The organism is Enterobacter cloacae complex sp. IR53030, assembly GCF_049238365.1.
GTDB lineage: Bacteria > Pseudomonadota > Gammaproteobacteria > Enterobacterales > Enterobacteriaceae > Enterobacter > Enterobacter kobei.
Genome location: NZ_JBMKHA010000011.1, coordinates 82599 through 94935, shown reverse-complemented (window position 1 = coordinate 94935; position 12337 = coordinate 82599). Strand labels below are relative to the sequence as shown.

12 protein-coding genes are annotated in these 12337 nt (G+C 55.7%); 4 read left to right on the top strand and 8 right to left on the bottom strand.

The features are described 5' to 3' along the window. Positions 1 to 184: 184 nt before the first annotated feature. Genes ACOTXR_RS13125 through yobA form a run of 3 tightly spaced genes read right to left on the bottom strand, consistent with a single transcriptional unit; the run spans position 185 to position 1782 of the window. Positions 185 to 523, bottom strand: a complete 339-nt coding sequence (locus ACOTXR_RS13125; protein WP_014884299.1) for a YebY family protein — start codon at positions 521 to 523, stop codon at positions 185 to 187. A 16-nt stretch (positions 524 to 539) separates the two neighbouring features. Further along, positions 540 to 1409 carry a copper homeostasis membrane protein CopD gene (gene copD, locus ACOTXR_RS13120; RefSeq protein WP_023330712.1) on the bottom strand — a complete coding sequence of 290 codons (870 nt, stop codon included), beginning with the start codon at positions 1407 to 1409 and terminating at the stop codon, positions 540 to 542. A 1-nt stretch (position 1410) separates the two neighbouring features. Next, positions 1411 to 1782: a CopC domain-containing protein YobA gene (gene yobA, locus ACOTXR_RS13115; protein WP_058690983.1), complete on the bottom strand. Its 372-nt coding sequence runs from the start codon at positions 1780 to 1782 to the stop codon at positions 1411 to 1413. A gap of 137 nt (positions 1783 to 1919) precedes the next feature. On the opposite strand from yobA, the gene ACOTXR_RS13110 reads away from it, so the two are divergent. The 3 genes from ACOTXR_RS13110 to exoX all read left to right on the top strand — a co-directional run bounded on the left by ACOTXR_RS13110 (position 1920) and on the right by exoX (position 3598). Next, a complete protein-coding gene (locus ACOTXR_RS13110; protein WP_013096102.1) occupies positions 1920 to 2150 on the top strand; it encodes a DNA polymerase III subunit theta in 231 nt (76 codons plus the stop codon). A 110-nt stretch (positions 2151 to 2260) separates the two neighbouring features. Beyond that, on the top strand, positions 2261 to 2911 hold the full coding sequence (locus ACOTXR_RS13105) for a carbon-nitrogen hydrolase family protein (protein WP_058690984.1): 651 nt from the start codon (positions 2261 to 2263) through the stop codon (positions 2909 to 2911). 24 nt (positions 2912 to 2935) lie between these two features. Beyond that, a complete protein-coding gene (gene exoX / locus ACOTXR_RS13100; RefSeq protein ID WP_014884303.1) occupies positions 2936 to 3598 on the top strand; it encodes an exodeoxyribonuclease X in 663 nt (220 codons plus the stop codon). On the opposite strand, the gene ptrB is transcribed toward exoX, so the two are convergent. Both ptrB and ACOTXR_RS13090 read right to left on the bottom strand, forming a co-directional pair. Continuing rightward, positions 3595 to 5655: an oligopeptidase B gene (gene ptrB, locus ACOTXR_RS13095; protein WP_222834559.1), complete on the bottom strand. Its 2061-nt coding sequence runs from the start codon at positions 5653 to 5655 to the stop codon at positions 3595 to 3597. The two genes, exoX and ptrB, sit on opposite strands and share 4 nt — an antisense overlap. An 85-nt stretch (positions 5656 to 5740) precedes the next feature. Continuing rightward, positions 5741 to 6391, bottom strand: a complete 651-nt coding sequence (locus ACOTXR_RS13090; protein ID WP_200923575.1) for a tellurite resistance TerB family protein — start codon at positions 6389 to 6391, stop codon at positions 5741 to 5743. Between the two features lie 169 nt (positions 6392 to 6560). Here ACOTXR_RS13090 and purT point away from each other — a divergent pair, with 169 nt between their 5' ends. After that, entirely contained in the window at positions 6561 to 7739 is a 1179-nt protein-coding gene (purT, locus tag ACOTXR_RS13085; RefSeq protein WP_023330716.1) for a formate-dependent phosphoribosylglycinamide formyltransferase, read from the top strand. Positions 7740 to 7780: 41 nt separating this feature from the next. On the opposite strand, the gene kdgA is transcribed toward purT, so the two are convergent. The 3 genes from kdgA to zwf all read right to left on the bottom strand — a co-directional run bounded on the left by kdgA (position 7781) and on the right by zwf (position 11983). Next, entirely contained in the window at positions 7781 to 8422 is a 642-nt protein-coding gene (gene kdgA / locus ACOTXR_RS13080; RefSeq protein ID WP_014884307.1) for a bifunctional 4-hydroxy-2-oxoglutarate aldolase/2-dehydro-3-deoxy-phosphogluconate aldolase, read from the bottom strand. A 39-nt stretch (positions 8423 to 8461) separates the two neighbouring features. Then, positions 8462 to 10273, bottom strand: a complete 1812-nt coding sequence (edd, locus tag ACOTXR_RS13075; protein ID WP_058690987.1) for a phosphogluconate dehydratase — start codon at positions 10271 to 10273, stop codon at positions 8462 to 8464. Positions 10274 to 10507: 234 nt separating this feature from the next. Further along, the gene (gene zwf, locus ACOTXR_RS13070) at positions 10508 to 11983 is read right to left on the bottom strand and encodes a glucose-6-phosphate dehydrogenase (protein ID WP_014884309.1); all 1476 of its coding nucleotides are present in this window, start codon (positions 11981 to 11983) and stop codon (positions 10508 to 10510) included. Between the last annotated feature and the right edge of the window lie 354 nt (positions 11984 to 12337).

The following is a 12337-nucleotide window of genomic DNA, read 5'->3' as shown; positions in this document are numbered from 1 at the left end:
GCCGTGCGCTAAAAGTTGGCATTAATGCAGGCTAAGTCGCCTTGCCTTTTAAGAATAGATGACGACGCCAGGTTTTCCAGTCCACAGTTAAAGCGGCCAGAAAAAAAGCGTTAAATCATCATCAAAAACAAAAAACCGCAGTGCTTTCGCGAGCATCTGCGGTTTTTTATTGGAAACCTGAACGCTAGCAGAGCTTGTCAGCGCGTTCGATAAACGGTGTCAGGCTCATCTTCTGCCCTGGGTGAGCCGGGTCATCAATCTGGATCACGCTGATGGGCTGGCCGCTGCTCTTGCCGCTGGCCACCTGCTGCTCTGCAACCTCATTCAACGGGTATTGCACCAGCGTACTCGGGTTGATCGCGTATAACGCATGGCCCGGACGACAGGTCAGCATCACCTCTTCGCGATTAAACGCCCACTTGTCTTTACCCACTTCAAAACGGCTGACGGTGATCACCTGCGGCGCGGCCAGAGCGCTCCCCGTGCAGGCCAGCAATAAGAGCGAAAGTACTGTTTTTTTCATATGTTAGTTAACCTTGTCAGAAGGGTTCCCAGGTGGCGAACAGGCTGACCGCTGCCAGAACCAGCGCTCCCAGCACCACTTCTGCCTGTGTCATCCTGATAAAAAGCTGTTGTGCCCACCCGGAATCCGGACGAAACCGTGGCACCAGAAAATACCGATTTGCCAGCGCAATTGCCACCATCAACGCCACCAGCGCACATTTGAACAATAAAAGCTGCACGTAGCCAGCCTGCCAGGGAATATGGACGCCCAGAATCAAGAGCGAATTGATCGTCCCTGTGAGCAGCACGCCCGCGACGGCATAGTGGCCTACGCGAGAGAAACGCATCATGGTGTAGATGGCCGCGTTCTGCCAGCGCCCTTTTGCCAGATGCATGCAGAACAGCAGCGGCAGTAATCCGCCGAGCCAGGTTGCGGCACATAACAGATGAACGGCATGATTGAGACGCTGCACAGCCCCCAACGGACCTTCGTTCATCGTCGCGTGGCCTACCCCTGCCAGCAGGACAAACTGCCCCATTGCGAGCAGTAGCAGCCGGGAGCCTTTCAGCGGCGCAAGCCACGCGGCAGCAACCGTAATGGAAGCCAGGATAATTTGCCACAGCCAGACGCTGCCAAACTGCGTCCCCAGTACGCCGTGCCAGACTTGCGGGTTAAACACATCTCCCCAGCCATCGCCCATTAATCCGCCCTGAAGCATGAACATCAGAAGCGCAGCGGCCAGGCTGATTAAAGATGCCACCCGCTGCTGTAGCGCGAAACGCAGAGCCATCAGACGGTGGAGAGAGGAAGGCGCCAACCAGACGCTGTATAGCGCATTACCAAAAACGAGCATCAGCGCCGCGAAATGGATAAAGCGCAACCCAACATAGACCAGTGCCAGCATGCTATTTCACGCTAAAGTGATAGCTGCCTTTGGTTTTGTGGCCGTCGACGGAAACCACATGCCAGTCCACCCGGTAGGTTCCGGTCGCCAGCGTTTGCGCCAGCGGAACGATCAGTTGAGCCTTGTTCTTTTCGTCTCGCGTTACGGCTCCCGTTTTGACGACCTGCTTGTGCGCATCCGTCACCACCACACCGCTAAATCCCGGTTCGATACCTTCCGAAAAATTCAGCGTCAGTGACTGCGGAGCGCTCACCACGCTGTCTGCTGCCGGGCTCTGCTGTTTAAGATGCGCATGCGCCAGCACAGTAGGTGAGATAACGACTGATGCCAGAAAAACCAGCGCGCATACCGTGCGTGAAGTGGAAAATCCCATCGCGATCATTCCTTTTTGTTATGTCTTTATGCTAAAGAATAACGCTGTATAATAGACGAGTCGAGGATCATCCCACCTCCGCTTGTCATCGTCGCGCAATCGCGGTAACGTTGCCGCCGCATAAACAGGAGAAGGAAATGAAAATCAATCTGGCCGCCCTTCCTCAGGACGAGATGGATAAAGTGAATGTCGATCTCGCAGCCGCTGGCGTTGCGTTCAAAGAGCGTTACAACATGCCCATCGTGGCTGAAGTTGTGGAACGGGAACAACCCGCCCATTTGCGCGACTGGTTCCGGGAAAGATTAATTGCTCACCGTCTCGCTTCGGTCAACCTCTCTCGTCTGCCGTACGAGCCTAAAGTTAAATAAGCTTAACGAGTCGTTACACTTCCTTACGCGAAATCTGGCAGGATAAGAAAACCCTGATTAAATTAGGTGTATTCTTAAATCCCTGCGACTCAGTGTATAAGGAAGTCACGATGTCACAATGGAATATAGCGGCAGCCCAGTATGGCGGGCAGTATCACAGTGTTGATGAGCACGTTACCCATCACCTACGCTTCATTGCCGAAGCGGCACAGCAGCAGTGCGATCTGCTGGTCTTCCCGGAACTCTCCTTAACCGGCTCAGGCACAACGACGTTACCTCCCCCACCGTGCGACGCACAGCTGGAACCCTTGCTTGATGCGGCACATTTTTACCAGATTAGCGTTATTGCCGGGCTTCCCCTTGAGCGGAATGGCCAGCGTCAGAAAGGTCTCGTGCTCTTTACGCCCTCTCGGCCGAGCATCGTGCGCTATCAGCAAGGCGGCGGTGCGAGCCTGGTTCCGGGGGATAAACAGCTCACCATCATTGATGCGCAGGGCGATTCCCCCAATCTCGATCCGCAAGCAACGCTGTTCACCAGCAGCCAGTCGGTAAGGGACAACCGCTGGCGGCAGTCCATCAGCACCTTGCAACGCTTTGCACACAAATATGCCATTGCGGTATTAATGGCGAACGCCAGCACCGGCAGCGCATTATGGGATGAAAAAGGCCAGTTGATCGTGCGGGCGGATAAAGGCGAGCTGCTGTTGACCGGCACGCTTAACCGACAGGGTTGGCAAGGCGATATCATTCCTTTAGGCTAAGCGTTTTAAGCTCAGGAGATTTTCATGCTGCGCGTCATTGATACCGAAACTTGCGATCTTCAGGGCGGAATTGTGGAGGTCGCCTCGGTCGACGTCGTTGACGGAAAAATAGTCAACCCGATGAGCCATCTGGTGCGGCCCGATCGCCCTATTAGCCCGCAGGCCATGGCTATCCATCGCATCACTGAATCAATGGTGGCGGATAAACCCTGGATAGAAGACATTATCCCGCACTACTATGGCAGCCCATGGTATGTCGCCCACAACGCTAGCTTCGACCGTCGGGTTCTCCCCGACATGCCCGGGGAATGGATTTGCACCATGAAGCTGGCGCGTCGCCTGTGGCCTGGGATCAAATACAGCAATATGGCGCTGTATAAATCCCGCAAGCTCAGCGTCAGAACGCCTGAAGGGCTGCACCATCACCGCGCCCTGTATGACTGCTATATCACCGCTGCGCTGCTGATCGATATTATGAATACTTCCGGCTGGACACCGGATGATATGGCGACGATTACCGGCCGTCCTGCGCTGCTGACGACGTTCACCTTCGGAAAATACCGCGGGAGAGCAGTATCGGATATTGCAGATAAAGATCCGGGCTATCTGCGCTGGCTGTATAACAACCTCGACAAGATGAGCCCGGAGCTACGCTTAACCCTGAAGCATTATCTGGGTGAAGCTTAACGTTCAGCCTGGCCTGGAAGCGTATCCTGCGCCAGGCCGATCAAAAAGGCGTATTCCAGCGCCACCCCTTCATAAGATTTAAACCGCCCCGACTTCCCTCCGTGCCCGGAGTCCATATCGGTACAGAGCAGCAGCAGGTTGTCGTCGGTTTTCAGTTCCCGCAGCTTCGCCACCCATTTCGCCGGTTCCCAGTACTGCACCTGTGAATCGTGCAAACCGGTGGTCACCAGCATGTGCGGGTAGGCTTTCGCTTCCACGTTATCGTACGGGCTGTACGCTTTCATATAGCGATAATAGGTTTCATCCTGTGGATTCCCCCACTCTTCAAACTCCCCGGTCGTGAGCGGGATAGATTCGTCGAGCATGGTGGTGACCACATCGACAAACGGTACCTGCGCAACGATGCCCTTAAAACGCTCGGGACGCTGATTGATCACAGCGCCCATCAGCATGCCGCCCGCGCTGCCGCCCATGCCAAAGCAGAGCTGCGGATCGCCATAGCCTTGTTCAATTAAGGCGTCGCAAACGTCGAGATAATCATTGAACGTGTTTTGCTTTTTCAGGAATTTCCCGTCTTCATACCAGTGCTGGCCCAGCTCACCGCCGCCGCGAATATGAGCGATGGCAAAAACAAAACCGCGATCGAGCAGACTTAATCTGCTGCTGCTGAAGTCGGCATCCATGCTGGAACCATAGGAGCCGTAGCCGTAAACCAGGATAGGGTTTTTACCTTTCTGAAAATGCGCCTTGTGATACACGAGCGAAACCGGCACCTCGACACCATCGCGCGCGGTAACCCACAGGTGTTCGCTACGATAATTGTCGGATTCAAATCCCTTCACTTCTGTTTGCTTCAATACCTGGCGCTGGCCGGTATCCATATCCAGTTCGAACAGCGTATCCGGCGTGGTCATCGACGAGTAGCCATAGCGCAGCCGGGACGATTCAGGCTCAGGATTAAAACCAATCCAGGTGACGTAGGCCGGGTCGTCAAACGCGATCCCTATCACCTCGCGCGTTTTGCGGTTGATTTGCCGGATACTGGTCAACCCCCGCTGACGCTCTTCCACCACCAGCCAGTCGGTAAACAACGTGAACCCTTCGAGCATCACCTGTTCCCGCGCGGGAATAAGCACCTCCCACTTGCGCTCGTCGCGCACCTTGGTCTTATACAGGCCAAAGTTTTTTCCCTCGCGGTTTGAGCGCAGATAAAAGCTGTGCTGGAAGTGATCCAGACTGTACTCATGGTCTTTTCGGCGCGGCAGAAAGCAGAGCGGCTGGGCATCAGGCAGCTCGGCATCCAGCAGCAGCACCTCTGAGGTGGTAGCGCTGGCAAGGAAAATAATCACATAGTGGCGCGAGGACGTTTTATGCAGGCTGACATAAAACGTTTCGTCTTTCTCTTCATAGACCAGTTCGTCATCGGCGGAGTCCGTGCCTACACTGTGGCGCCACACCTGATAAGGCAGCAGCGTGGCGGCGTGCTTTTTAACGTAGTAGACCGTCTCGGAATCGTTCGCCCAGACAAAATCCGGGGAGACGTTTTCCAGCATTTCCGGATACCAGTTACCGGTATCCAGATTGCGGAATCGCAGGCCATACTGACGACGGGAGAGATAATCCTCCGCCAGCGCCATAATGGTGTTATCCGGGGAGATGGACATACCGCCCAGCGTATAAAACTCGCTGTGGGCGGCACGCTGGTTGGCATCCAGCAGAATATCCCATTCATCCCACTCGGCGCTTAATACCGACTGTCGCTGATAGATGGGATATTCACAGCCGGGCTCGTAGATATGCCGATAACGATAGCCGTTTTTGGTCCAGGGCGCGGAGATATCGCGCTGAGGAATGCGCTGCACCATTTCGTTCAGCAGCTGGTCCTGAAGCGCCTGCTGGCTGGACATGACCTTGCGACCGTAATCGTTTTCTTCATGCAGGTAGTCGAGTACCTCTGGCCGGGAACGTGAATCGTCCCGTAGCCAGTAATAGTTATCTATAAGCGTATCGCCATGGGTGGTGATCGCATACGGAGTACGTCGGGCTTTCGGTGGCATGACATCATTCTTTTAAGTTTTACACCCTATAAGGTTGGCAAAACCCGCGCATGATGCAAGCGAAACATGGCTACATCAGCGATAGCTAGCCCTGTAGCGTCTGTTTTTGCTCCCGGATATCCTGCTCGATCCCCTCGCGAACATCCTGAGGAATTTTCAACGCATCGCCCAGGGCGTTGAGATAGCTGCGTTCCATAAAGTGGTCAATATCAATGGCGGCACAGCTCAGGAAATAGAGTTCCAGCGCCTCTTCCTCATTCTGCACGCTTTGCGCCAGACGCTGCGGATCGAGCGGCTGCTCAATGGCCTGCGCCACCAGCGTTCTGCCCTGCTCCTCCACGCCGGCTTCTCGCATCTGCTGCTCGATAGCCGCTCGTTCTTTATCATCAATATGCCCGTCGCTTTTTGCGGCAAACACCAGCGCAAGAATGAGCCGCTCCGTACGCAGATCCAGCGGCGAAGTATCCTCCCCAAAGTGGGGTTCATCCTGGTGCGCCGCGCGTACCCTGTCCTTGTACTTATTCCACAGCACGGTACCGGCGATAGCGCCGCCACCGGCCAGCAACGCGCTGGTACCGTACTTTGCCAGCAGCTTACGTGAGGATTTATTGGCGACCAGCAGCCCTGCCAGCCCTCCGAGCGCCCCCGGTACCAGCAGTTTGCTTAGCCCCTGGTCGCCGGAACCTGATGTTTTCTGCCCTAACATGGATTGCAGTTGATTTAACCAGCCTGACATAGTTTCCCTCACTTAACGGTTAACATTTCCACAGCGTAAGCGAGCAGGCGTCAGGAAATGTCCGTCGAGGCTAAAGAAGCGCAAATTTCTCGTCGGCCTTTTTGCCCTGCGCAAGACAGACGCAAACGTTTTCGTTTATACTGCGCGCATCTTTTTCAGGGGGAATGTTATGACTCGTTTAGGAACCGCGCTGCGACCTGCGGCGACGCGTGTGATGCTGTTAGGATCGGGCGAGCTGGGGAAAGAAGTCGCCATTGAGTGCCAGCGTTTAGGGGTAGAAGTGATTGCCGTAGACCGCTACGCCGACGCGCCCGCCATGCATGTTGCCCATCGTTCTTATGTGATTAACATGCTGGACGGAGAGGCTCTGCGGACACTCATCACGCAGGAGAAACCGGATTTTGTGGTGCCGGAGATTGAAGCTATCGCGACCGATACGCTGATCGCGCTTGAACAGGAAGGTCAGCGCGTGGTGCCTTGCGCCAACGCAGCGAAACTGACCATGAACCGCGAAGGTATTCGCCGCCTGGCGGCAGAGGAGCTGGGGCTGCCCACTTCAAGCTACCGTTTTGCGGGCGATAAAACCGCATTCCTGCAGGCCGTCGACGAGATGGGTTACCCGTGCATCATTAAACCGGTGATGAGCTCCTCCGGAAAAGGACAGAGTTTTATCCGCGACAGCAGCACGCTGGACAAAGCCTGGGATTATGCGCAACAGGGTGGCCGTGCCGGAGCAGGCCGCGTGATCGTCGAGGGGGTGGTGAAGTTTGATTTCGAAATCACCCTGCTTACCGTCAGCGCCGTGGATGGCGTCCATTTCTGCGATCCGATTGGTCACCGCCAGGAGGATGGCGATTACCGCGAATCCTGGCAGCCACAGCAGATGAGCGCCCTGGCGCTGGAACGTGCCCAGGATATCGCCCGTAAAACCGTTCTGGCGTTAGGTGGTTACGGTCTGTTCGGCGTGGAGCTGTTTGTCTGCGGCGACGAGGTGATTTTCAGCGAAGTCTCCCCTCGCCCGCATGACACCGGTATGGTGACGTTGATATCGCAGGATCTCTCCGAGTTCGCCCTGCATGTTCGCGCCTTCCTTGGCCTGCCGGTTGGCGGTATTCGTCAGTACGGCCCGGCGGCCTCGGCGGTGATCCTGCCGCAGCTGACCAGTCAGAACGTGACGTTTGATAACGTCGAGGGCGCAACGGGCGCCGGGTTACAGGTACGTTTGTTCGGTAAGCCGGAGATCGACGGCACCCGTCGTCTGGGCGTGGCGTTAGCAACCGGGAATAACGTCGACGAGGCCATCGCACGCGCTAAAGCGGCGGCAGCGAACGTTAAGGTAGCAGGATAAAAAAAACGGGCCGAAAGGCCCGTTTTTCATACGATAAAAACTTATTGCTTCGCGCCTTCAACCGCTTCGCGAGCCAGTTTCGTGATGCGATCCCAGTCGCCCGCTTCCAGCGCATCCGCTGGCACCAGCCATGAACCCCCGATGCACAGCACGCTTTTCAGCGCCAGGTAGTCACGGTAGTTCGCCGGAGAGATACCGCCCGTCGGGCAGAAACGCACCTGAGAGAATGGGCCTGCAATCGCCTGCAGCGCTTTGGTGCCGCCGTTGGCTTCTGCCGGGAAGAATTTGAACTCTTTCAGGCCGTAGTCCATGCCCAGCATCAGTTCAGACACGGTGCTGATACCCGGGATCAAAGGAATAGTGCCTTCGGTCGCTGCTTTCAGCAGCGGCTCGGTCAGGCCAGGGCTGATAGCGAACTGAGCTCCGGCCTCCGTGACTTCTGCCAGCTGTTGCGCGTTGAGAACAGTGCCCGCACCGATGATGGCGTCCGGCACTTCTTTGGCGATAGCGCGAATCGCATCCATCGCGCAGGCGGTACGCAGGGTCACTTCCAGAACACGAACGCCACCCGCAACCAGCGCTTTCGCCATTGGCACAGCGTGCTCCAGCTTGTTTACCACGATAACCGGCACGACAGGGCCAGTGGTCAGGATTGCTTCTGCACTTGTTTTCCAGTTTTTCATCAGAGTTTTCTCTCGCCAGATCGTTAAAATCAAGTCGTCTTAAAACGTAATACAGGTCGCGCCCTGCTCCGCACCGGAGAGTTTCTCACGCAGCGCGCTGAACATTTCGCGTCCGGTCCCCACGCGCGATGCGCTCAGGTCAGGAATATGTGGCTGACGTGCCGCCAGCTCTGCTTCATCCACCAGCAGGGTTAACTCACCTGTCTGACCGTTCACGCGGATCATGTCACCGTCGCGCACTTTCGCCAGCAAACCGCCGTCATAAGCTTCCGGCGTGACGTGGATGGCTGAAGGCACTTTGCCGGATGCACCGGAGAGGCGTCCATCGGTCACTAACGCAATTTTGAAACGGCGGTCCAATAATACACCAAGTGGTGGCATAAGTTTATGTAATTCTGGCATGCCGTTCGCTTTTGGCCCCTGATGACGCACTACCACCACACAGTCTTTATCAAGCAGACCCGCGTCAAAAGCGGGTAATACGTCGTGCTGGCTTTCAAACACCACAGCCGGCGCTTCAATAACCTGGTTCTCTTCCGGTACAGCAGACGTTTTCATCACCGCACGACCGAGGTTGCCGCTCAGCACTTTGGTGCCACCATGAGGAGAGAACGGATTGTCGATGGTGGCAATCACCTGCGCATCGAGAGAGGCGGTCGCCCCGTCGCGCCAGTCCAGCTCGCCATTGTTCAGCCACGGCTCCTGGGTATAGCGCTTCAGGCCAAAGCCTGCCACGGTGTTGACGTCTTCATGCAGCAAACCGCCTTTCAGCAGCTCGCGCATCAGCAGCGGTACGCCACCCGCAGCCTGGAAGTGGTTGATGTCCGCCGGACCGTTCGGGTAAAGACGTGCCATCAGCGGCACCACGGAAGAGATCTCAGAGAAATCATCCCAGTTGATCAGAATGCCCGCCGCGCGCGCCATGGCCACCAGGTGCATGGTGTGGTTGGTCGAACCGCCGGTGGCCAGCAGAGCCACGATACCGTTGACGATCACTTTTTCGTCGACCATTTTGCCCATCGGCATCCATTCATTGCCGTTTCCGGTCAGACGCGTCACCTGACGGGCAGCGGCCTCAGTCAAGGCCTGACGCAGAGGTGCATCCGGCTGGATAAAGGACGAGCCCGGCAGCTGCATGCCCATAAATTCCACCACCATCTGGTTGGTGTTGGCCGTGCCGTAGAATGTACAGGTACCCGGCGCATGGTAGGACGCGGCTTCCGCCTCCAGCAGCGCCTGACGGTCTGCTTTTCCTTCCGCATACAGCTGGCGAATACGCACTTTTTCTTTGTTCGGCAGGCCGCTTGCCATCGGGCCAGACGGCACAAAGATCGCGGGCAGATGGCCAAACGACAGCGCTGCCATCACCAGTCCCGGAACGATCTTGTCGCACACGCCCAGGTACAGTGCGCCATCAAACATGTTGTGTGACAGGCCTACTGCAGCAGACATCGCAATCACTTCGCGGCTGAGCAGCGACAGCTCCATACCATCCTGCCCCTGGGTCACACCGTCGCACATAGCCGGCACGCCACCCGCGACCTGACCTACCGCATTCACGCTGTGCAGCGCGTTACGAATGATATTGGGATAGACCTCATACGGCTGGTGGGCGGAGAGCATGTCGTTATAGGAGGTAATAATGGCGATATTGTTACGCAACATGCTTTTCAGGGAGGCTTTATCATCGGGCTGGCAGGCCGCGAAGCCGTGCGCCAGGTTACCACAGGCCAGCTGGGAGCGATGGACGGTATTGCTCTTTGCCTGTTCAATCCGGGCGAGGTAGGCCGAACGGGTCTCCTTCGAGCGCTCAATAATGCGTTGTGTTACGCGTAACAATGTCGGATTCATAAAAGCTCCTCTAATTTATCTGTCCGGGCTCAGGAGTTTACAACGTCGCTGGCAGTTGTTAACACCGCTGAAACGCTTGCCGTCCGGAGCTCTGGGGCAAAATCACTTCCGGCAGTGTAATAAAAAAAGCGCCGCGGGGAAATCCACGCGGCGCTTAAAAGAATAAAAATTGTGCCACTAGCTGTGTTAGATCATGTTACCGGTAAAATAACACTTTCGGGCTAGTGGATTATCCTACTCAAACTCGTTCCAGGAGCGGCCATCACGGGTGATCATGGCCACCGATGCAACCGGCCCCCAGGTGCCCGCCTGATACGGTTTTGGCGCATCCTGATCGGCTGCCCAGGCTTCGGTAATGGAATCGACCCATTTCCACGCCTCTTCCACTTCATCGCGACGCACGAACAGCGCCTGGATACCACGCATGGTTTCCAGCAGCAGACGCTCATAAGCATCCGCGAGGTGCGTCTGGTTGAAGGTTTCGGAGTAGCTCAGATCCAGTTTGGTGGTCTGCAGGTTATGCTTGTGATCCAGGCCCGGCACTTTGTTGAGGATCTGGATATCAACCCCTTCGTCCGGCTGCAAACGAATGGTCAGTTTGTTCTGCGGCAGCTCCTGCCAGGACTCTTTGAACAGGTTCAGTTCCGGGTTTTTGAAGTAGACGACGACTTCGGAACATTTGGTTGGCAGACGTTTACCGGTACGCAGGTAGAACGGCACGCCCGCCCAGCGCCAGTCATCGATATCCACGCGGATCGCCACAAAAGTCTCTGTGTTGCTGGATTTGTTCGCGCCCTCTTCTTCCAGGTAGCCCGGCACTTTTTTGCCTTGCGCAAACCCGGCAGTGTACTGGCCGCGAACGGTCTTCTCGCGCACGTTGGAGCGGTCGATGCGGCGCAGCGACTTGAGCACTTTGACTTTGGCGTCGCGAATGCTGTCTGCCGTCAGGTCAGACGGCGGTGACATGGCGATCATGCACAGAATTTGCAGGAGGTGGTTCTGGATCATGTCGCGCATCTGGCCTGCCTGGTCAAAGTAACCCCAGCGGCCTTCGATACCTACCTCTTCCGCCACGGTGATTTCCACGTGGTCGATAGTGCGGTTGTCCCAGTTATTCACAAACAGGGAGTTAGCAAAACGCAGCGCCAGCAGGTTCAGTACCGTCTCTTTACCGAGATAGTGGTCGATACGGTAAACCTGACACTCTTCGAAGAACTCGCCCACCTGGTCGTTGATTTCACGCGAGGTTGCCAGAGAGGTACCCAGCGGCTTCTCCATCACCACGCGCGCCGGTTTGGCGTTCAGTTTGGCTTCGCCGAGACCTTTGCAGATGGCGCCGAACGTGCTTGGCGGCATGGCGAAATAGTTAATGGTGACACGGTTTTTCTGATCCAGCATGGCGCCCAGGCGGTTAAACGCGCTGACGTCATTGACGTCCAGGTTGCAGAAATCAAGACGACCGCTCAGAGTATCCCACAAACTTTCATCAATTTTTTCCTTCATGAAAGTTTCGAGCGCCTCGCGGACGACTTTGGTATAAGCGTCCTTATCCCAGTCGGCGCGCCCTACCCCCAGGATACGGGTATCCGGATGAATTTGGCCCGCTTTCTCCAGTTGATACAGGGAAGGCAGCAATTTTCGGCGTGCAAGATCGCCTTTCGCGCCGAAAATGACCAGGTCACATGCCTGGGCTGTTTGCGTTACCGCCATGTCATTCTCCTCAGTTGGATCACCTGGTACTTCTGCCAGGTATCGTTGTAATTTTATTACAATGCACTGTACTGCTTTTACGTCATTCCCGAAACCATTAGCACTTATCGTCTCGTGCGATACGGCAATTTTTCGCCTTGCAGCCGATTACGGGGGCATTATGACGCAACAAGCGTCGATAATTTGCGCAACAGGGTCATAGCAAAACCCGACATCGATCAAGTAATGAAAAAAAACAACAACATTATCTTGTCGACTGTTACCCTTTATGGAAGCCACAGGGGTAATATCGGCTAATCGAATGAAGATTTCATCCATTTATGAAATCGTTTCCACCCCCACGAGCGCCCTGTT